The sequence below is a fragment of the Primorskyibacter flagellatus genome, assembly GCF_900176485.1.
GTDB classification, from domain to species: Bacteria; Pseudomonadota; Alphaproteobacteria; order Rhodobacterales; family Rhodobacteraceae; genus Primorskyibacter; species Primorskyibacter flagellatus.
The window spans coordinates 60628-80173 of record NZ_FWYD01000002.1 but is presented as its reverse complement, the minus strand read 5'-3'; the positions used below and the strand labels follow the sequence as shown (position 1 = coordinate 80173).

The 19546-nt window shown below is 60.2% G+C and carries 18 protein-coding genes and 1 pseudogene; 3 read left to right on the top strand and 16 right to left on the bottom strand.

Annotation, left to right across the window (positions count from 1 at the left end; genetic code table 11):
- Nucleotide 1 precedes the first annotated feature (1 nt).
- The 3 genes from oppB to B8991_RS03260 form a co-directional block, all read right to left on the bottom strand.
- Nucleotides 2-925 (bottom strand): oligopeptide ABC transporter permease OppB, encoded by a 924-nt coding sequence (oppB, locus tag B8991_RS03270; protein WP_084350397.1) that lies wholly within the window; start codon nucleotides 923-925, stop codon nucleotides 2-4.
- Nucleotides 926-1043: 118 nt separating this feature from the next.
- A complete protein-coding gene (locus tag B8991_RS03265; RefSeq protein WP_084350396.1) occupies nucleotides 1044-2693 on the bottom strand; it encodes a peptide ABC transporter substrate-binding protein in 1650 nt (549 codons plus the stop codon).
- Nucleotides 2694-3173: 480 nt separating this feature from the next.
- On the bottom strand, nucleotides 3174-3902 hold the full coding sequence (locus tag B8991_RS03260; RefSeq protein ID WP_084350395.1) for a Crp/Fnr family transcriptional regulator: 729 nt from the start codon (nucleotides 3900-3902) through the stop codon (nucleotides 3174-3176).
- A gap of 88 nt (nucleotides 3903-3990) precedes the next feature.
- On the opposite strand from B8991_RS03260, the gene B8991_RS03255 reads away from it, so the two are divergent.
- Complete coding sequence (locus B8991_RS03255) at nucleotides 3991-4359, top strand: hypothetical protein (protein ID WP_143514481.1); 369 nt, start codon at nucleotides 3991-3993, stop codon at nucleotides 4357-4359.
- A 129-nt stretch (nucleotides 4360-4488) separates the two neighbouring features.
- On the opposite strand, the gene B8991_RS03250 is transcribed toward B8991_RS03255, so the two are convergent.
- From B8991_RS03250 to B8991_RS03225, 6 genes are all read right to left on the bottom strand, one after another.
- A complete protein-coding gene (locus tag B8991_RS03250) occupies nucleotides 4489-5547 on the bottom strand; it encodes a TRAP transporter substrate-binding protein (protein ID WP_084350393.1) in 1059 nt (352 codons plus the stop codon).
- Between the two features lie 53 nt (nucleotides 5548-5600).
- On the bottom strand, nucleotides 5601-6890 hold the full coding sequence (locus B8991_RS03245) for a TRAP transporter large permease (protein ID WP_084350392.1): 1290 nt from the start codon (nucleotides 6888-6890) through the stop codon (nucleotides 5601-5603).
- Complete coding sequence (locus tag B8991_RS03240) at nucleotides 6891-7478, bottom strand: TRAP transporter small permease (protein ID WP_084350391.1); 588 nt, start codon at nucleotides 7476-7478, stop codon at nucleotides 6891-6893.
- A 46-nt stretch (nucleotides 7479-7524) separates the two neighbouring features.
- A complete protein-coding gene (locus B8991_RS03235) occupies nucleotides 7525-8031 on the bottom strand; it encodes a flavin reductase family protein (protein WP_143514493.1) in 507 nt (168 codons plus the stop codon).
- Between the two features lie 12 nt (nucleotides 8032-8043).
- A complete protein-coding gene (locus B8991_RS03230; protein WP_084350389.1) occupies nucleotides 8044-8931 on the bottom strand; it encodes an aldo/keto reductase in 888 nt (295 codons plus the stop codon).
- A gap of 92 nt (nucleotides 8932-9023) precedes the next feature.
- The gene (locus tag B8991_RS03225; RefSeq protein ID WP_084350388.1) at nucleotides 9024-10178 is read right to left on the bottom strand and encodes an LLM class flavin-dependent oxidoreductase; all 1155 of its coding nucleotides are present in this window, start codon (nucleotides 10176-10178) and stop codon (nucleotides 9024-9026) included.
- A 94-nt stretch (nucleotides 10179-10272) separates the two neighbouring features.
- On the opposite strand from B8991_RS03225, the gene B8991_RS03220 reads away from it, so the two are divergent.
- Both B8991_RS03220 and B8991_RS03215 read left to right on the top strand, forming a co-directional pair.
- A complete protein-coding gene (locus B8991_RS03220) occupies nucleotides 10273-10974 on the top strand; it encodes a GntR family transcriptional regulator (RefSeq protein WP_084350387.1) in 702 nt (233 codons plus the stop codon).
- An 11-nt stretch (nucleotides 10975-10985) separates the two neighbouring features.
- Complete coding sequence (locus B8991_RS03215) at nucleotides 10986-12077, top strand: Gfo/Idh/MocA family protein (RefSeq protein ID WP_084350386.1); 1092 nt, start codon at nucleotides 10986-10988, stop codon at nucleotides 12075-12077.
- Between the two features lie 120 nt (nucleotides 12078-12197).
- Here B8991_RS03215 and dtd read toward each other — a convergent pair.
- From dtd to B8991_RS03180, 7 genes and pseudogenes are all read right to left on the bottom strand, one after another.
- Nucleotides 12198-12640, bottom strand: a pseudogene (dtd, locus tag B8991_RS03210) (D-aminoacyl-tRNA deacylase).
- The gene (locus tag B8991_RS03205) at nucleotides 12637-13545 is read right to left on the bottom strand and encodes a carbohydrate kinase family protein (protein WP_084350385.1); all 909 of its coding nucleotides are present in this window, start codon (nucleotides 13543-13545) and stop codon (nucleotides 12637-12639) included. Before B8991_RS03205 ends, dtd begins: the two are co-directional and overlap by 4 nt.
- A gap of 346 nt (nucleotides 13546-13891) precedes the next feature.
- On the bottom strand, nucleotides 13892-15001 hold the full coding sequence (locus B8991_RS03200) for a TFIIB-type zinc finger domain-containing protein (protein ID WP_084350384.1): 1110 nt from the start codon (nucleotides 14999-15001) through the stop codon (nucleotides 13892-13894).
- Between the two features lie 129 nt (nucleotides 15002-15130).
- Entirely contained in the window at nucleotides 15131-16246 is a 1116-nt protein-coding gene (locus B8991_RS03195; protein WP_084350383.1) for an SPFH domain-containing protein, read from the bottom strand.
- A gap of 18 nt (nucleotides 16247-16264) precedes the next feature.
- Nucleotides 16265-17188, bottom strand: a complete 924-nt coding sequence (locus tag B8991_RS03190; RefSeq protein ID WP_084351103.1) for a DUF2927 domain-containing protein — start codon at nucleotides 17186-17188, stop codon at nucleotides 16265-16267.
- Nucleotides 17189-17262: 74 nt separating this feature from the next.
- Nucleotides 17263-18462 (bottom strand): toxic anion resistance protein, encoded by a 1200-nt coding sequence (locus B8991_RS03185; RefSeq protein WP_084350382.1) that lies wholly within the window; start codon nucleotides 18460-18462, stop codon nucleotides 17263-17265.
- A 23-nt stretch (nucleotides 18463-18485) separates the two neighbouring features.
- Complete coding sequence (locus tag B8991_RS03180) at nucleotides 18486-19373, bottom strand: 5-bromo-4-chloroindolyl phosphate hydrolysis family protein (RefSeq protein WP_084350381.1); 888 nt, start codon at nucleotides 19371-19373, stop codon at nucleotides 18486-18488.
- Between the last annotated feature and the right edge of the window lie 173 nt (nucleotides 19374-19546).

The window sequence follows — 19546 nt, the reverse complement described above, 5'->3', positions numbered from 1 at the left end:
CTCAATACCGGATTTTCGGGTCGAACCACGCATAGGCGAGGTCGGTCAGCAGGTTCACCACGACAGTGAGCGCGCCGTAGAGGATGGTGATCCCCAGCAGCACGGCGTAGTCGCGTGTCAGGGCAGAGCTGACATAGGACTGCCCCAGCCCGCCGGTCGAGAAATAAATGTCCACAAAGACCGACCCGGTCAGGACGTAGACGAAGACCGGGCCCAGGTAGGACACGACCGGCAGAAGCGTCGGCTTCATCGCGTGACGCCAGATGATGACGCGTTCGGGCAGGCCCTTGGCGCGTGCTGTGCGGATGAAGTTGGAGTTCATCACCTCCAGCATCGAGGACCGGGTGATCCGCGCGATGTTGCCCATATAGGACGTGGACAGCGCGATCACCGGCATGATCAGATATTCCCACTGCCCACCGTTCCAGCCGCCGCCGGGCAACAGACCCAGCCATAGCGTGAAGGTCAGGATCAGGATCGGACCCATGATGAAGTTGGGCAGCGCCTGTGCCGCAATCCCGAGGCTGACCGCGAAATAGTCCAGCCATGTGTTGTGACGGATGGCCGCCGCAATCCCCAGCGCGATGCCCACGATGGACGCCGCCAGAAAGGCCAGCGATCCGTAGGTCAGCGAGATCGGAAACCCCTGCGCGATGATGTCGTTCACATCGCGATCCTTGTAGCGGAAGGACGGGCCGAAATCGAAATGCAGGAAGATATTAATGAAGTAATCCCACAACTGTTTCCAGAGTGGCTGATCCAGACCGTAACGCGCCTCGATATTGGCCAGCACTTCGGGCGGCAGCGGACGCTCTGACGTGAACGGCCCGCCAGGGGCGAAATGCATCATGAAGAAGGCTGCGATGACAAGCAGCATGATGGTCGGGACGGCGACCAGCAGCCGCCTGATGACGTAGGAAATCATTGCAGGATTACCCGAATTTTGAGAGAACCCGTGCCCCGGACTTGATCCGGGGCCTCTGCGTTTGATGCGCGGCGCTGGTTAGGCCCCGGCTCAGGGCCGGGGCACGAAGCGCTACAGATCATTCCGCGATCTTGTAAAGATCCTTGGAGTACCAGTTCTGCTCGACATTCTCGACAGGCCAGTTGCCCACATCGCTGTCCATCATATAGACGCCGGCATAGTGGTAGATGGGGATCACCGGCACTTCCTCGGCCAGGATCTGTTCGATCTCGGTGTAGATCGGCGTGGTGTCGCTGGCGGATTTGGCTTCTATCAGCAACTCGTCAACGCGGGGATTGCTGTACTTGCCGTCATTGTAGCCGGATTCACTGTCCAGCAGATCGAGGAAGGTCGAGGCCTCGTTATAGTCACCGCACCACGCGCCACGCGCCAGATCGAAATCCTGATTGCCGCGAGTCTCAAGGAAGACTTTCCATTCCATATTGGCAAGGTTCGGCACCACACCCAGCTTTTGTTTCCACATCTGGCTGAGCACCACGGCAATCTTCTCGTGGCTTTCATCGGTGTTGTAGATCATGTCGAATGTCAGCGGGTTGTCGGGGCCATATCCCGCCTCTGCCAGCAATTCCTTGGCTTTCGCATCACGGTCGGCCTGGCTCATTTCCGACATCTCGGTTTGCGGAGGGGTAAAGCCCGCCACGGCTTCGGGCGTGAACGTGTAGGCTTCGGGTTCGCCTCCGGCTTTGATGTTCTGGGTGATGATCTTGCGGTCTACGGCCAGCGACAGGGCTTGCCGCACACGCACATCCTTGAACGCCTCGGGACCGGTGTCGCTTTGGTTGAACGTGTAGTAATAGTTGCACAGCCGCGGGAAGCTGATCGCTTCTTCGGGGTGTTCCTTCTTCAGGCGGGGGAACTGTCCGGCGGGAACTTCGGTGCGGTCCAGCTCGCCTGCCATGAACCGGGTGAGAGCCACGTTTTCATCGTTGATGACCAGCGCAATGGTCTTGTCGATGATCGTGTTCTCATTGTCCCAGTACATCTCGTTCCGCTCGCGCACAGAGCGTTCGTTGGGCAGATGCTCCGTCAGGACATAGGCACCGTTGGACACGATATTTTCGGGTTTGGTCCATTCCTCGCCAAATTCCTCGACCACTTTTTGCGGCGCGGGGAAAGTGGTGGAATGAGTTGTCATTTGCGGGAAATAGCTGAGCGGCTGTGACAGGCGCACCTCCAGCGTGTGATCGTCGATGGCCGTTACGCCAAGTTCCTCGGGGGGCATTTCACCGGCGACGATCTCCGACGCGTTCTCCAATGACATCAGCTTGACATACCATTGGTAGGGCGAGGCCAGTTCGGGCGAAGCGGCGCGGCGCCAGGCGAAGACAAAATCACCCGCGGTTACCGGATCGCCGTTCGACCATTTCGCATTGTCACGCAGGTGGAATGTATAGGTCTTGGTGTCATCCGAGACGTCATAATCGGTGGCGACGCCGGGAATCAGCTTGCCCTGAGCATCCTGATTCATCAGCCCTTCGAAGAGATCGCGCACGATTTCGGCACCGATCGTGTCCTCGACGACTTGCGGGTCGACAGAGCTGTGCTCATCCAGCACGCGGTAGGTGAAGGTTTGATCTTTGGCCAGCGGTTCGCCTGTGACAGGGTGGGTGGCCTGAGCCAGCGCGGTCCCGGCCAACAGTGCGGAACACAGGAAGGTGGACAGCGTCAGCTTTGCATGATGTTTCAAGATAGTTCTCCCATATTTCATCGACGACCCAGGGCTTCTGGCGACGAATCCTTTGATGGCGGAAGTGTAGGGTGCTGTGATGCTTCCGCAAGAGTCCTGACGCAATTACTCGCCTTGTCTGCGGCGGCGTAGAAAAATCTTTTCGATTGGTCAAATTCTGGATCAATTTATATATTCTGTGGTCGCATATTGAGTGTTGTGCGGTCACACTGAACCGAATTTTGACTAATCGAGGGGGCGAAAGCTGCCGGATCAAGTCCGGCAGGGGCGCGTTTCAATCGTCCGGCAAACTGCATGGGACGCGTTCCGGGCTCCCGAGCGGCGAATGGAGCGCGTGGAAGCATCGGAATGGCGATAAGGCATGAAGAGGAAATGAAGAGGGTGACGCCGGGTGAGGTCGAGCATGCCAAACGCTTATCGAAAGCCATGGAGTCTGGATGTGCCTTTTGGGCAGGGGGTGTTGCTGACGGGCTGTGCCAAATCCGTTGTGTTGAAGTTTATCTAGATCAGCGGCCGTTTGCGTAACGATTCGTCCCGGCAAAGACCCACCTCTTCCAACGCCTCGATATCGGGCACGGTCAGTTCGCCATCGCTCCAGAAGGCGAGATCGGAATTTCGTAATTTTGCCAAGGTCTTGTTGGTGTGAACCAGTGAAAGCCCCATCGCATCTGCCAGATCTTGCTGTCGATAGGGCAAGGGCGCGACCGTTCCCGATGTCATGTCCAGCGCGTTGAGTTTGCGCCAGATCCGGGCGAGTGCCCATGCCAAAAGCTCGTAAGCCTCGCGTTGGCCTAGCGCAGCGAGGGCTTCGCCCAGAAACCTTTCTTCATTGGCGGCAAGCCAGGTCAGATCAAAGGCGCGCGCCGGCTGATTCCGGTACAGGCTCCACAATTCGGAGCGATCAAAGACGCACAGGGTCATGGCGGTCGTGGCCTCGACTGAATGGGTCATCTGGTTCAGAACGCCGGCTTGAAGCCCTATGAAATCACCGGGCAGAACCAGACTGATTACATGACGGCGTCCATCTTCCAACAGTTTGTACCGCAGCCCCATGCCGCTGAGCGCTGTGTAAAGTTGGGGGGTGTTGGCACCCTCTGCAAGGATCGGGACACCGGGTTCCATGTTCATCTCACCGACTTTGAATTTTTCCATGAATTCGATCTCTGTCGAAGACATCGGATCAAACAAAGGCAATTGCCTGATCGGACAGTTGCGGCACTTGATACCCATATTTTCCCTCCACCTATGTCATAGTTAAATGCAGAGTTTCCAAAGATGTTCCATGATTTGTCTTTGATGAACGGGAACCGTTATGCTGATGACAGCCGAGAAGCCGACCACCGACACCCGCCAGTTTGGTGTGGTTTGCCAAGAGCCGGTCGTACAGCTTGACGCGGTTGAAACACTGCGGGAGGTTTTCCCCGGTGCCGCGGTTCACATGTTCCACGATCTTTCTGCGACCTCGGCAGAGCTTGATGCCCTTGCCTCTTGCACGGTTCTGCTGGTCATCGGCCCCGGATTGCACTTCACCGATAATTCACTGCCCCGTCGCTTGGCCGCTCGGGGCGCTGGGCTGGTGTTGGTTGATTGCGATTCTGCCGACGTCGAGGCGTATGGCATAAAACCTATCATGGTACAGCAACCTTTTACTTCGGAAACTTTGGCCGAAGCATTGCGAAAGGTCTGATTTTTAACGACGAATGCCGGGATTATCTTGTTAGACCATTCTTCGCGACCATCGTATCGCCGATATAGGGTGAAGGCTTTTGGGGAGGGAGCCTGAACTTCTTCGGCTTCGGTTTATGCGATGTCAGACTTATTGCAGGTCCTTGGCGCGGGCTTCGGCCAGGTCTGCCTCTGCCGAGGCAACCGCATCGGTCAGTGCAGTAAAGATCGCTTCGCCACCCTCTACATTGGATTTGAACCAGTCATAAACCGGCGCTGCGGCATCCTTGAACGCGGCCTTTTCCTCGGGGGTGGGTACATACAGATCGCCGCCACCGGCTACGAAATCCTCATAGGCCTGAATCGATTTGCGCTTGGGCGAGGCAAAGGTCGCTTGCTGCAATTGGTAGAAGCCGTCCACCACCACCCTGCGCAGATCTTCTGGCATGGACATGAACTTGTCGTTGTTCATCCACCAGAGCGCGCCCATGTAGGCATGGCCGTCCAGCGTGACATATTGCAGACCGGCATCCGGAAACTTCATGCCCATGATGTCGGTGATGCCATTCTTGGACCCTTCGACAACGCCGGTCTGGAAGCTGGTAAAGAGTTCAGGCCACGGGATCGGGGTGGGCGATGCGCCAAGCGCCTTGACCAGTTCCTGCGGCAAATCGGCGACCACGGTACGGATCTTCAGCCCCTCCAGATCGGCGGGCATCTGCACCCGGCGTTTGGTGTTGGCAAAGTTGCGCCAGCCACCGGTGTTGCCGATGGTCATCAGCCGGATCATCCCGTTCGAGTCGTCCAGCGCCATGTCCCGCATGGTGCGGACGAAATCTCCCTGAAGCACGGTTTCTGCCACGCGGTCGTCGGCCATCAGGTAGGGCAGGTCCAGAACCTGCACATACGGAAAGATCCCCGCGGCACCGCCGGAGGTCGAGATATAGACGTCGATCGACCCGTCAGCGATGCCTTGAAGGCATTCGGTCCCATTGGAGCAAAGCTGCGTGCCGATAAACATCTCAACGCCGATCTGGCCGTTGGACGCCGCCTCGACATAGTTCTTGAAGACCACGAGCCCGTCGTAATCCTCGTCGTTTTCATTGGAATTGGCGGTGGCGCGGATGGTGTATTCCTGCGCGCTTGCGGCAAGTGTGCCGCCCGCCATGACTGCGGCTGTCATTGCCGCCACTGTAAGACCCTTGAGCATGTAAGACCTCCCTTATGCTTTCTTTTGGTCGATGATCGGGCGATACGCCCGGCTTAGTTAACAAATCCCGTCAGCCGTGGGATCGTCATGGAAATCGCCGGGATGTAGGTGATCAGGAAAATCACCACCACCTCGACGGCAAGGAATGGCAGGATTGCGCGGGCGATCTTTTCGACCCGTTCGCCCGATACGGATGAGGCGACGAACAGCACCAGCCCCATCGGCGGTGTCGCCAAACCCACGGTCAGGTTGACCGACATGATGATCGCGAAATGCACCGGGTCCACGCCCAGGCTGACGAAGATCGGCCCTAGGATCGGCCCGAGGATGATGATTGCGGGGCCCGCATCCAGAAACATGCCGACGACGAACAGCAACAGGTTTATCAGGAACAGCAGGATCAGCGGGTTTTCCGACAGCGCAAGGATGAATGCGGCCAGTTGTTCGGGGGCGTGGCTGAGGCTGACCACCGTCTTGAACGCCATCGCGGCGCCGACCAGAAGCAACACGACCGCGCTGGTCATGGCGGAGTTTGACAGGACCTCGGGCAGATCGCGCAGCCGCAGCGTGCGCAGAATGAACAGGCCGACGATGGTGGCATAGGCCACGGCGACGGCAGCGGCCTCGGTGGGGGTAAATATGCCGCCAAGGATGCCGCCAAGGATGATCACGGGCGTCATGAGCGGAAAGAACGCCTTGAGGCTGGCCTGTCCACGCTCGGGCCAGGTGTGTTTGCGGGTGGCGACGGGAAAGTCGTATTTGTCGGCCATGATCTTGACCATCATCATCAGGCCAACACCCACCAGAATACCCGGCACGATGCCCGCGAGAAACAGCGCGGCGACGCTTTCGCCCATGACATAGGCATAGATGATCATGATGCCCGAAGGCGGAATGATCGGGCCGATCACGGAACTGGCGGCGGTGATGGCGGCGGCGAATTTGCGGGAATACCCCTGTTTCTCCATCGCGGGGATCAGCATCGACCCCAGCGCCGAGGTGTCCGCCACGGCAGAGCCGGACAGGCCCGCAAACAGCATCGAGCTGAGGACGTTCACATGCGCCAGCCCACCGCGAAAATGACCCATCATCGCCTGGCTGAACTCGACCAGCCGCATGGTGATGCCGCCTCTGTTCATCAATTCGCCGGCCAGCATGAAGAACGGGATCGCCATCAGCGGAAAGCTGTCCATGCCATTGTAGACATTGCGGTACAGCAAGCCGACATCGCGTTCCTGCCCGTTCATCCATAACAGGATTCCGGGGGCGGCAAGCAGGCCGAAAAACACCGGCAGGCCAATCATCAGGAACACAAGGAAAAGCGGCAGGAACCATATCAGCATCTATTCGGCCCCCGGTGTGGCGAGTGTCGGCAAAGGTTCCAGATCGTCCCCGCCACCGGTCAGGCGTACAAATTCCCGCAGCAGCAATTCCACCGTGACAGAGATCAGCAGGACGACACCCACGAACAACGACAGGAACATCCAGGCGAGTTTCAGCTTCACCACTTTCATTCCGATCAGATCAAGCGGCAGACGAAGCGAGGAAGAACTGAACAGCCACCCGGAATTCACATGTTTCCACCCCAGTTGAAGGGCCACGACAAGAACCAGAAGCGCCATCGCCAAAAGAAGGAAGTTAAGGAGTGCCGCCGCACCCTTGGGCAACAGGATCGTCAGCGTGTCTATCGCGACAAAGCCACCCCGGCGGTAGGCCGCGGGCGCGACCAGCCCGGTCATCCACAACATGCAGAACCGCGCCAGTTCCTCGGACCAGTTGGGGGCGGCGTTGAAGCCGTAGCGCATCACGACCTGATAGAGGATCGACAGCACCATGATGGCCATGGCGAAAACGGCGATTGCTCGGCCCAGGCGCAACACATGTGTGTTGACGAATTGCAGGGGGACAAGAAATCCCATCAATATCGCCATTCGGTCTCCTCCTCCCAGTGCACGCATCTTTTCTTATGGCGGCAAATTATGACGGTTTTTCAATGGCTCCGTATTTTCCGGCAAAGAAAGCCAGCGGTTTTCCAGGCCGTGTCGTGACGCGGGTCACGCGCCCGATGATGATGGAATGGTCGCCGCCGTCATGCTGGGCGGTTCTGGTGCATTCAAAGCAGGACAGGCAGCCGCCGATCAGCGGCACACCATGCTCGCTGGTCTCCCAATCAAGTACGTCAAACACGTTGCCGTCACGCGCGAAACCATTGCTGATTTCGGATTGCTCGGCACCCATGACATGGATCGCGAAATGTTCGGCCGCCATGTAGAACGGGTAGCGCTGAGAGCTTTTCGCAGGCGCCCAAAGCACCAGCGGCGGGTCCAGCGACAGGCTGGCAAAGCTGTTGGCGGTGATGCCGATCGGCCCGGTGCCAGATTCGCAGGTGATAATGGTGACGCCCGTGATGAATTTTCCCAGCGCCGCCCGAAAGGCGCGCGGATCTTCCGTTTCGGGATCGAAGCTGTAAGGCTCTGCCGTCATCAGCGACATGCCTCAGGCCACTTCGTTGCCAAGGGCGTGGGTGTAGATCTCAAACCATGTCTCCCGGTCCATCGTGAACTTTGCAGCATCGCTGATACGGGCGATGCGGTCCAGATTATTGGTACCAAGGACAGGTAGAATTCGCGCGGGATGTGCCAAGAGCCACGCCACGGCAACGGCGGCGGCGTCGATGCCCCGCGCCGCGCCAAACTTTTCCAGCGCGCGGCGCAATTCCGCGCGGCTGCTGGCAAACAGCGTGCCGCCGCCCAGCGGAGACCACGCCATTGGAGGGATACCGCGCTCTTGCAGGAAGGCGATGTCGCCATTGGTGAACGCGTCATGCATCATCAGACTAAGTTCGATCTGGTTCGTGGAGAGCGGCGTCTTCATAGCCGATTGCAGCAGCGTCCAGTCCCAGGGCCGAAAGTTTGACACACCCACGGCGCGGACCTTGCCTGTGGCCACAACCTCGTCCAGCGCAGCGCCGGTTTCGTGGGGATCCATGAAAGGATCAGGCCGGTGGATCAGCAACAGGTCGATGCGGTCGGTTTTCATCAGGCGCAGGGAATGATCGACAGAGGCCAGAATATGCGCGTGGCCGGTGTCGTAATGCTTGACCCGTGCATTGGCGTACCGGCCTGCGGGGGCGACGATGCCGCATTTTGTGACGATCTCGATCTTGTTGCGCAGTGCGGGCGTCAATGCATTGCCAAGGATCTCTTCGGCCATGTAACCGCCATAGATGTCGGCTTGATCCATCGTGGTGATGCCCTGATCCAGACAGGACGAGATCTTTGCCCGAACATATTCCGGCTCAGTGTTTTCGTCATCGCCAAGACGCCACATCCCATAGACGATACGGCTGAGGTCGAGTTGGTCAGTCAGTCGGATGCGATCCATCGGGTCTTCCTTCAATTCCAGTGCCCACCCGCCCCGGGCTTGACCCGGGGCCTTTGGGTGAAGGTCCCGGGTCAAGCCCGGGACGGGTCTCTCTAGCGACGCAGGCCAACGCCAAGCGGCGTGATCGGTGTCGACGCAGGCAAGCGGCCATAGGCACTGTTCAACTGCGTGGTCTTCAAATGCGGCAACACCCTTTGCCCGAAATGACGGCATTCGTCGAGATGCGGATAGCCGGACAGGATAAAGGCGCGAATGCCCATCTTCTGATAGTGTTCCAACTCCGACAGCACCTGATCGGTGGACCCGACCAAAGCGGCACCGCAACCCGACCGCGCCCGGCCTATGCCAGTCCACAGATGCGGCTCGATAAAGCCTTCCATATCGGCCAATTCGCGGTTCTTTGCCTGATGCGACACGCCAAGACTGGAAGCGTCCAGAGATCGTTCGCGGATTGCGCGGCCCTGTTCGTCATCCAGCTTGCTGACGATATGCTCGGCCCATTCGCGGGCCTCTGCCTCTGTGTCGCGGACGATGACATGCACGCGCAGCCCGTAATCCAGCGTGCGATCGTATTGCTGGGCCACGGCGTGCACGGCTTTCATGCGCTCGGCCAGCGCCTCCTTGGCCTCTGGCCACATCAGGTAGACATCGCAATGCTGGCCGCACAGGTCCAGCGCGGCGGGCGAGTAGCCACCGAAATACAGCAGTGGCCCTCCGGTCTGATAAGGCTTGGCCGGATCGGTCCAGAGCTTGTCGAACTCATAGACCTCGCCCTTGTAGGTGATCTCGTCCTGCGTCCAGGCCTGTTTCAGGATCTCTACCACCTCACGCGACCGCTGGTAACGAAAGGCGCTGTCGGCTTTCTCGCCTGGGAAGTCAGAAGAGATGATGTTGACCGTCAGCCGCCCCTCCAGCATATGATCCAGTGTGGCGATGGTGCGCGCCAGCATGATTGGCTGCATCTCTCCGCAGCGCACGGCGGCCAGCATGTTGATCTTGTCGGTAATTGGCGCGCAGCCTGCGACAAAGCTGAGCGTGTCCTGACCTACCTGATAGGAGGACGGGCACAGAATGTTGCCAAACCCTTGGGTCTCGGCCTCTTTCACGATCGACGAACAATGCGCCCACGATGATCGCAACCGGCCTTCGGGCACACCGAGATATTCGTAATCGTCAGAGCAGAGCGCCGCGAACCACGACACCTCTGCCGCGTCCAAGTCGGGGGAGGTGATGGGGACCACGGTCATCAGGGTTCTCCGGCTGCGTCATTTTGTCTTGCGTAGCATCGGATTTGATGTAGATCAATAGTGTATCAATTATTTCGCGCACCCGGACGCACCAATGTCAGACCAGTCTTCCTTGCCGCTATATATCCAGATCAGCGAGATGCTGATCCGCGAGATAAATGCGGGCCGCTATCTGGATGGCGAGCGTTTGCCCCCGGAACGTGACATGTCCGCAGAGCTTGGAATCTCTGTGGGGACATTGCGCAAGGCGCTGGCGGACCTGACCTCGAAGGGCATGTTGGAGCGTGTGCAGGGCTCGGGCAATTACATCCGTGCGCAAGCGGATACGAAAAGCGTTTACGCGTTCTTCCGGGTGGAGTTGCTGCGTGGGGGCGGTTTGCCGACGGCGGATGTGCTGGATGTGACGCGTCTTGCGAAACCCGTTGATCTGCCGGATTTCGGTGCCTCGTCGGATGCGCATCGCATCCGACGGTTGCGCAAGCTGGATGGTACGCCAGCAGTGCTTGAGGAAATCTGGCTGGACGCCAGCTTTGCCGAGCGGATCGCGGCGCGGGATCTGTCCGAGTCTCTCTATCATTACTATCGCCAGCGATTGGGACTGTGGATCATGCGCGCCGAAGATCAGTTGCGCTTGGGCGACGTGCCTGAATGGGCACCGCAGGATTTCGGTACGCCGCAGGGTAGCCCCTGTCTGTTGGCAGATCGCATCAGTTGGGGACAGAACGGCGTACGGGTAGAGGTCTCGCGCAGTTGGATCGACACGAATGTGGCGCGCTATGTCACGCGCCTTAAATGAAAGCAGGACACATGAGCGATACCGTCATCTACGGCATCATCGGCTGCGGCATGATGGGGCAGGAACATCTGCGCAACATCGCGCTTCTGCCGGACACACGCGTCGGTGCGATTTTCGAACCGGACCGCGCCATGCGAGAGGCCGCTGCTGACTTGGCGCCGGGTGCGGTGCTGCCCGAGACGCTTGAGGACTTATTGGCAGTCGAGGGTCTGGATTGCCTTCTGATCGCGTCGCCCAACCATCTTCACGTCCCGCAGTTGGAATTGATTGCGGCCAAGCGCCCGCTGCCGCTGTTGATCGAAAAGCCGCTTTTCACCAATCCGGCCGACACGGATCGCGTGATCGAGATCTGTGCGGCCTATCCGGCACCGATCTGGGTGGCGATGGAATACCGCTACATGCCGCCCATCGCAGCGCTGCTGGATCAGGTGGATGCGGCAACCGGCGGCGTCAGGATGCTGACCATCCGCGAGCACCGCTTCGCCTTTCTCAAGAAGGTCGGCGACTGGAACCGGTTCAACCGCTATTCCGGCGGGACACTGGTCGAAAAATGTTGCCACTTCTTTGATTTGATGCGGCTGGTGATCCCGTCTGATCCGGTTCGTGTGATGGCCAGCGCCGGGCAGGCGACCAATCATCTGGACGAGACCTATGGCGGTGAGACACCCGATATTTGGGACCATGGCTATGTCATCGTCGAATTCGCCAACGGTGCCCGCGCCATGCTGGAGTTGTGCATGTTCGCCGAAGGCAGCCGCTATCAAGAGGAGATCTCGGCCGTGGGCCCGGCGGGGAAGATCGAATGCCTTGTGCCTGGGCCGGGAAGGTTCTGGCCTGCCGATTTGGGCACCCCGCCCGTGCCGCAACTGATCGTCAGCCCGCGCAATCCCAAGGGGCCGATGACGCTAGATATTCCGGTTGAGCCAAGGTTGTTGGAGGCGGGCGATCACAACGGCTCGACTTACTATCAACATCAAAAGTTCCGTGAGGCCGTGCTGGGCAACGCGCCGCCGGAAGTAACCGTGAAAGATGGCCACATGGCCGTGCGTCTCGGTCTGGCTGCGCAGCTTTCTGCCAGCACCGGCCAATCGGTCGATCTTTAGCGCTGTGTCAGGCAAAGGTGCCGGGTTTCACCGGTGGCTGACATTGCCCGCTATACCGAGGGCCGCGATGACGGGCAGCGCATCGTCCGCCTGACGCAGTTCGTCAAGAAGGTCCGCGGCTCACACGGCGGTGTCAATCCAGATCGTCACCGGACCATCGTTCACAAGGCTGACCTTCATATCCGCGCCGAACTTGCCGCGCGCCGTCGGGATGCCCAGCTTTGCCATTGCGTCGGCAAAGGCCTCGTAGGCGGGTGCGCCCTCTGACGGGGGTGCGGCGGTTGAAAAGCCGGGGCGGTTGCCGCGGGACGTGTCGGCGGCAAGCGTGAACTGGCTGACCACCAGCGCCGCGCCGCCCGTATCAGACAGCGACCGGTTCATCTTGCCGTCGTTATCCGCGAAAATGCGCAGCTTGGCGATCTTCGCCGCCAGCTTGGCGGGGCATCTGCCGGGTCATCCTGCATCGCGCAAACGAGGATCAGAAGGCCCGGCCCGATCTCGCCCAGCACCGCGCCATCGACCCGTACCGCCGCTTCGGACACGCGCTGGACAAGGGCTCTCATGCCAGTTCCTCGGCCCAGGGCGGGTTTGCACCCGCACGGCTGACGGTGACGGCCGCCGCGCGCGCGCCCAATTCGATTGCAGGACGTAACATGTCAGAAGTGGCCGAGGCGATAGCCTCTTTGGACAACAGGCCTTCGCGAGACAAGCCCGCCAGAAAGCCTGCGTTGAACGTATCGCCCGCGCCGACAGTATCAACGACCAATGCCTTCTGCGCGGACACTTCAAAACTTCCAGAGCCGATATGCGCCTCGACCCCTTGTGCGCCGCGCGTCATCAACACCAGTTTCGGTCCACCACTGGCCAGAAGGCCCTGAGGCGTGGTGCCGAGCCAGTGCAGGTCTTCGTCGGAAATTTTGACGATGTCCGAGACCGCCAGCATCGCGTCCAGCCGCGCGCGATACCGCGCCTCGTCGGTGATGAAGCCGGGGCGGATATTGGGATCGATCATGACAGGCAGGCGCGACGCCTCGCGCAGGGCGAGCGCCTTATAGGCATCCGCCGCCGGTTCGCCAACAAGGCTGATGCCGCCGAAAAAGAGCGCGTTCACCTCGTCGGTCAGCGCTGGCAGGTCCTCGGCGCGCAGCATGCGGCCGGCGGTGTTCTCGTCGTAGAAGGCGTATTGCGCCTGTCCGTCGGTCAGCGTCACGAAGGCGAGCGTCGTCGGTCTGTCGGACCGTGGTGCAAGGCGACTGTCCACATTGCTGGCCGCCAGATTGTTCTCCAGAAGCTGCCCGAACAAGTCATGAGACAGACCACCAAAATACCCTGTCGGCGTGCCAAGCCGCCCCAAGGCGATCGCCGTGTTGAAAACCGCGCCGCCCGCATGTGGGGCAAAAGCGCCTTCGCCTTCGATTGTGGTACGGGGCAACATGTCGATCAGCGCTTCGCCACAGCAGAGTATCATGGACACCTCCCAATTGTATTGTTTGCGCTAACATGAGCGACGATTTCCCGCAAGACCAAGCCTTGCACAATCACGCCGGATCAAGTTGGTCAGTAAGGTTCGAGGCTAGACGTAGACACAGATCCTGACAACTTCGACGCAGCGACTAAGAAAAGATGGCCCGGATCAGGCGCTCTTGGGCGGCAGATGCAGGCTCGAAAAGATGTAGGCTAATTCGCAATTTGGTACATGCAATCAACCATAATGACCAACGCATCCGGCACAAGGCCCCGCCCCGGACTTGATCCGGGGCCTTCCGACTCGCCAACGCAGAGGCCCCGGATCAAGTCCGGGGCGGGTGACGACCTTATTGATTCGTCGCTATGATAAAGCCGACACACCCTGCGATAATCAGGCCCAGGATCACCGCGGCGGTGATCTTCCAGGGCGACCACGGCCGCTCACCTTGTACCCGGCCGGTGCGACCGTTGACGACAAACCGGTAGGTCTTGCCGCGAAATTTGTAGGCGGCCAGCCAGACGGGCAGCAGGATATGTTTGAACGTCACATCATCGACGTCTGTCGCGACGCTGTGGATGCGTTGGCGGTCCCCCCCGATGTCAAAGCGGATATCGCGGGCGATCTGCCGATCCATGATCTGTCGCGCCTCGCCGAAACCGTCTTCCAACTGCACGCCGTAGCCTTCTGCCCGGAAGCCCGCCAGGAATTCCGGCCGGTAGGTCTCCAGTTCCGACAGGTCCCAAGGTTCCAGCGCGTCGGTGAACTTTTTGGGCAGCGAGGTAGAGGCCAGCACCAGCACGTCGTCGAAGAACCGCGCGACCCGCCCGGACACGGCGCGCCAGCGGATCTTTTGCACCCGGACCTGCTCGGTCTTGCCGTCGCGGGTGACGGTTCTTGTTTCGTAATAGACGGTTCCGCGTTCGCCTCGGTATTGCGATTTCGTGTCGGCGTCGAAGGTCCAGTAAGGCACATAGATGCCGTTCATCTTCCGCCCCTTACGGGCATAGTCCTGTAGGCCGCCGGGCGCAAACCACAGCCCGCCCAGCCAGTCATTCATCGCGCTGCGCGCCTCTTCCTGGCTGAGACGGAAAGGTAGCAATCCGCGCGGCTTGATATGCCGATGCGCGCCGGTATCGGTGACAACGGGGGTCGCGCAGAACGGACATTCCGTGGCGTGGATATCCGCGTCGAATTCCACCGACGCCCCGCAATTGGGGCATTTCGTGACGCGTGTTTCCTCGATCTCGGCCTCTGACATGTCGCCCCGGATGGCGCGATCGAAGTCAATCTCGCGGATGCCGCCGGTCCACGGCCCGGCTTGCGCCACCTCTGCCGTGTTGCCGCAATGGTCGCAGACAAGCTGGCCAGCATCCGGATCAAACCGCATATCCGCGCCGCATTGATCGCAGGGAAAGCGATGTTCGGACTGTGCGAGGGTCGGGAATTCGTCGGGCATCTGATCCTCTTGCCTGTTCACGGAACACGTCCCGGCGTGCCGTTCAGCGTGCCGGTCCGCCCTCAAGCTGGCCGTTATTCAACTGCAGCCATGCTCCGACACTATGTCAGAGCGCTTGTGCGGCGTGCGTCAGACCCCCGGCGGAGGGGGCGGGGGCATCACGGTGAAAAGCTGTGCGAGTTCAGCCACATCCTCGGCGGGTTTCCAGCCATCCTGCCCGGCGGTCCAGACATAGGTCTCGCGGGTCATGTCGCCATCGCGGGCCATGCGACCCAGTTGAGCCTTGGAGTAGGGGCCTTCGGTCGCACCGCTCTTGGCCAGGTGCCAGACATGTTCCACGGGCGGTGGGGGCGGCGGCGCGCTTGTCGTAGATGCAGGCACGGTGCCCCACGGGCCGCGTTGTCCCCCCATCATCTGGCCTGCCATCGCCATGCCCATACCAGCCCCCATCCCGGCGCCCATCGCGCCAGAGGCATCGCCGCCCTGACGCAGCGCCTCGGCTGCGGAATACTTCAGATGCTGGTCCAGATCACCCGACAACCCGCGCGAGGTGCGGGTGTCCAGCGCCTTTTCCACCGCAGGCGGCAGCGAGATATTCTCGATGTAAAGTTCTGGGATCGTCAGGCCGTATTGCTCCAGCGTCGGGGTGATCGCACGGGCCAGAACCTGGCCCAGATCGCCGGTGTTCGCAGCCATATCCAGCACCGGGATGCCCGACGACGCGATCACGCGGCTGAATTCCTGCACGATGATATTGCGGATTTGAAAGCTGATCTCGTCCATGGTGAATTCGCCGTCCGTGCCGACGATTTCCGACATGAAGCGCGCAGGGTCTCCCACCCGGACCGAATAGGTGCCGAACGCCCGAATGCGGGTCGGGCCGAATTCGGGATCGCGCAGCATGATCGGGTTCTTCGTGCCCCATTTCAGATCGTTGAACCGCGTCGTGTTGACGAAATAGATCTCGGATTTGAAGGGGCTTTTGAAACCATGATCCCAATGCTGGAGCGAGGTCATGATCGGCATGTTGTTCGTTTCAAGCATGTAAAGGCCCGGCGTGAACACATCCGCCAGCTGACCCTCATGCACAAAAACCGCCGCTTGCCCCTCGCGGACCGTCAGCTTGGCGCCGTACTTGATCTCGTGGCCCTCACGCTCGAACCGCCAGACCATGGTGTCGCGGGTGTCGTCGGTCCAGTGAATGACGTCGATGAACTGGCCGCTCAGAAAGTCGAAAATGCCCATGGGTGTGTCTCCTCGGGGTTAACTGGGGCCGCCGGTCAGTCGGGCGGCAAGCTCTCGTACGACGGGGCGGACCTGATCGGCGGTCATGCCGGGCTTCAGCCGTGGGTCGTACAAGATTTTAAGCAGCATCTCGTCATGCGTGGTCAGCAGCGCGAATTCATCGTCATCGTTGAAGATCGACGGGCGCGCCTCTGGGCTGTCATTGCCCAGACCAAGACCTTGTGCGACCTCTTCGTGAATGCAGGACCGGCGCAGCAGATTGGGATGTTCGTCGCGGATCAGGGCGACGGCACGGGCATAGTCATAGCCGCCCTGACTGCCCGAGAAGGCCAGCACAAGACAGTGGATGCCGCGCGGCAGATTGTCGAAGATCGCCAGTGACGCGGCGCTGATCTCAGGCACCAGCGCACGGATACGAGGCTTGACATGCGCGCTGTCATCTTCGCCCATGAACAGCACATGGAAATTGGCATTGGACTGGCTGACGCTGATCGGATGACCGGTGACGCGCGCCAGCCTGCGGGCGTAATTCGTAACCTCGCGCGTGTCCGTCGCCCGGCGATCGGCATCGACTGATGCACCGAATTCGACAGAGATCCGCACCGGGCTGGTCCATTTCTTGATCCGGCCCAATTCGCCGCTGCTGCGGGTGAAACCCGCGCCGCGGGCGTATTCCTCTTCCAGCGCGATACGTTCGAAATTGCGTGCCAGCATGGTGTCGGTAAACGGCGTGTCGGGGCCGCCCCCATTGGTGCGGAGCAAGCCCTGTACCAGCAGATCCTGCTGCAACCGGCCATAATACGCGGCCAATTCCCGGCTGGCCGGGGACGGCGGCGTCGCGCTGGGGCTGGGCGAGACAGGCTTTGTCGGGGGCGGCGTCGCGGCGGGCTGCGCGGGAATTGCAAGCATTTCCGATGGGGGTGTGGGCTCGTTAGGCAACATCTCACAGCCCGCCAGCGCCACACCCGCAAAACCGGCCAGCAAAAGCCAGCGTATCTGACGGCCCGGTTCCACGGTCAGCCTTTCGGCACAGAGGTCGAGGCCGTGTCGCCCAGACCGGTCTTCTTTGCCTTGGCTGATGCAAGGGTATCGCGCAGCTCTGCCTCCATCTTCTTCAGCTCTGTCTCGGCGGCGGCGCGGCGGGCCTTGCCTTCGTCGGCAATCTGAAGCGATTCCTGAATTGTCCCGATCAGATCGGCATTGGCCTGCTTGACGGCCTCAATGTCGAATACGCCGCGCTCCATCTCCTGGCGGATCATCTTGTTGCTGTCGCGCAGGTTCTTGGCGTTCGAGGTCAAAAGCTCATTGGTCAGGTCATTGGCATCGCGCACCGCAGCGGCGGCTTCGGCCGAACGCTGGATTGTCACCGCCTGCGCCAGCTGGGTTTCCCAAAGCGGCACGGTGTTGACGAGGGTGGAGTTGATCTTGGTCACAAGGCTCTTGTCGTTTTCCTGCACCAACCGGATCGAGGGAAGCGACTGCATGGTCACCTGACGCGTCAGTTTCAGATCGTGTACCCGGCGTTCCAGATCGTCGCGCGCGGCGCGCAGATCGCGCAATTCCTGCGCCGCCATCACCTGTTCGTCCTCGGGCGTGGCCTCAACCTCGGCCTCTTTCGCGGGGATGATCTGTTCGTCAAGTTCCCGCAGCTTTTCCTCGCCTGCGGCGATGTAAAGCGCCAGCTCGTCATAAAAGGCCAGCGTCTTTTCATACAGCAGATCAAGCGATTTGATGTCTTTCAAAAGCGTGTGCTCGTGGCGCAGAAGATCATCGGTGACCCTGTCGATCTGGCCCTGAACCTGCTCGAACTTGGCGGTGAACTTCGCAAATGGCGCGGCACGGCCGATCAGTTTTTCCCACCAACTGCGGTCGCGGCGTACGTCCAGTTCGGATACGGAAAAGCCACGGATCGTCGTGACGATGTTGCGTAGGGAATCGCCAGCAGGCCCGACATCCTTGTTGCGCACGTCCTGCAACATCGCTTGACTGATTTCCTGCAATTCGGCCTGTGCGGCGGACCCGAAGGCGACGATGGAGTTGGTATCGCCCATGTCGATCTCGTCCATCCGGCTGCGGATTTCCTCGCCCACGGGCGCGTCCGCCTCGGACAGGGACACCACCGCGCCCGCATCTGCCGGTTCGGGCAGCACAACGGCGTTCACTTCGTCGACTAGAGCGACCGTCTGCTCTGCCTTTTCCCTTACATTCTCAGACATCGGTGTACCTCTTTACTGTAAATCTATTTCAGGCGAATGCCTTCGCGCTGTAGCCGGTCGCGCAGAACCTCGATCTCGACCGTCAGGTCGGAATTGTCGTCGAGCAGCAGTTTGCGTTTCTTGGCGTTGAAGCTTTCCTCCAGGTCGGTCAGCAGCATCATATAATCGGACCGCGCGCCCGCATCCTGCGTGCGACTGTAGATGTCGGCGAATTTCACCGACGCATCGCGTGCACCCATCAGATAGACGCCCATATATTTACGCGCGGCGGTCAAATCGCGAGGATCTTCTTCGACGGTGCGCAAAAGTTCGCGCACTTCGGCCTGAAACCGTTCGACCCGCTGCTCGATTTGGCGGTCTTGCGCGCGACGAACCGCATCCGACATCGCGGCGAGGTGCTTTTCGGCCTCGTCAACCGCTCTGGCGACGCGGTTCTGCTGGAACGTGTCGATGCCTTCCATACCCTTGTCGCGCAGCGGGTCAAAGCCGAAGGCCGCCAGATGAAGCCCGCCTGCCGCTGCGGCGTAAAGCACCGGGGCTATGATCCCCGGTTCGTTGCGCCATGCGGCAAGCGCCACGCCGACACCCGCCAATACGGCAGCGGCAATCTTGCGCGGGAAGCCGGGGCGGCGGGCAACCTTGCGGGCGTTGTACGCCGCTTCGGCGCGCAACCCGTCGCGCAGTAGCCATGCGCCAAGTGTCAGCAAGGCAGCCCCCAGAAGGCCCGCGACCAGTGTCGTGGCACCGCCTGTGATCGAGGTGAACGCCAGCACAACCGGCGGGAGGAACAGCAGGTTGCTGCGTGCGCCCACCGGGTCAACCGTCGCCCCGCGAAACGCGCCGCGTTCGGCCGGTGTTTCATCTGGACCGGTGCCGTCAGGGCTGAATTTGCCGCCGAACCTTTGCGCCATGATCAAAGTCCCCCAAACCAGCCCGACGACACGCCGCAAAGCACAACCAAAAGCAGGATGTAAGCGATTTTCTGAAGGGCAGTGCCGGCCATGCTACCTCGGGATTCTGGGCGATTTGCGTTGTCACGGAACTTACGGGAAGCGCCCGTCGGGGGCTAGGGGGAGAATTGCCT

Bases quoted from the DNA above. Each gene is read 5' to 3' on its own strand.
- B8991_RS03220 (WP_084350387.1), top strand. From the start codon at position 10,273: ATGTCAGACCAGTCTTCCTTGCCGCTATATATCCAGATCAGCGAGATG.
- B8991_RS03245 (WP_084350392.1), bottom strand. From the start codon at position 6,890: ATGCTGATATGGTTCCTGCCGCTTTTCCTTGTGTTCCTGATGATTGGC.
- B8991_RS03255 (WP_143514481.1), top strand. From the start codon at position 3,991: ATGACAGCCGAGAAGCCGACCACCGACACCCGCCAGTTTGGTGTGGTT.
- B8991_RS03260 (WP_084350395.1), bottom strand. From the start codon at position 3,902: ATGGGTATCAAGTGCCGCAACTGTCCGATCAGGCAATTGCCTTTGTTT.
- B8991_RS03240 (WP_084350391.1), bottom strand. From the start codon at position 7,478: ATGGCGATATTGATGGGATTTCTTGTCCCCCTGCAATTCGTCAACACA.
- B8991_RS03265 (WP_084350396.1), bottom strand. From the start codon at position 2,693: ATGAAATATGGGAGAACTATCTTGAAACATCATGCAAAGCTGACGCTG.
- B8991_RS03250 (WP_084350393.1), bottom strand. From the start codon at position 5,547: ATGCTCAAGGGTCTTACAGTGGCGGCAATGACAGCCGCAGTCATGGCG.
- B8991_RS03190 (WP_084351103.1), bottom strand. From the start codon at position 17,188: ATGTTGCCTAACGAGCCCACACCCCCATCGGAAATGCTTGCAATTCCC.
- B8991_RS03195 (WP_084350383.1), bottom strand. From the start codon at position 16,246: ATGGGCATTTTCGACTTTCTGAGCGGCCAGTTCATCGACGTCATTCAC.
- B8991_RS03205 (WP_084350385.1), bottom strand. From the start codon at position 13,545: ATGATACTCTGCTGTGGCGAAGCGCTGATCGACATGTTGCCCCGTACC.
- B8991_RS03200 (WP_084350384.1), bottom strand. From the start codon at position 15,001: ATGCCCGACGAATTCCCGACCCTCGCACAGTCCGAACATCGCTTTCCC.
- B8991_RS03230 (WP_084350389.1), bottom strand. From the start codon at position 8,931: ATGGATCGCATCCGACTGACTGACCAACTCGACCTCAGCCGTATCGTC.
- oppB (WP_084350397.1), bottom strand. From the start codon at position 925: ATGATTTCCTACGTCATCAGGCGGCTGCTGGTCGCCGTCCCGACCATC.
- B8991_RS03185 (WP_084350382.1), bottom strand. From the start codon at position 18,462: ATGTCTGAGAATGTAAGGGAAAAGGCAGAGCAGACGGTCGCTCTAGTC.
- B8991_RS03215 (WP_084350386.1), top strand. From the start codon at position 10,986: ATGAGCGATACCGTCATCTACGGCATCATCGGCTGCGGCATGATGGGG.
- B8991_RS03235 (WP_143514493.1), bottom strand. From the start codon at position 8,031: ATGACGGCAGAGCCTTACAGCTTCGATCCCGAAACGGAAGATCCGCGC.
- B8991_RS03180 (WP_084350381.1), bottom strand. From the start codon at position 19,373: ATGGCGCAAAGGTTCGGCGGCAAATTCAGCCCTGACGGCACCGGTCCA.
- B8991_RS03225 (WP_084350388.1), bottom strand. From the start codon at position 10,178: ATGACCGTGGTCCCCATCACCTCCCCCGACTTGGACGCGGCAGAGGTG.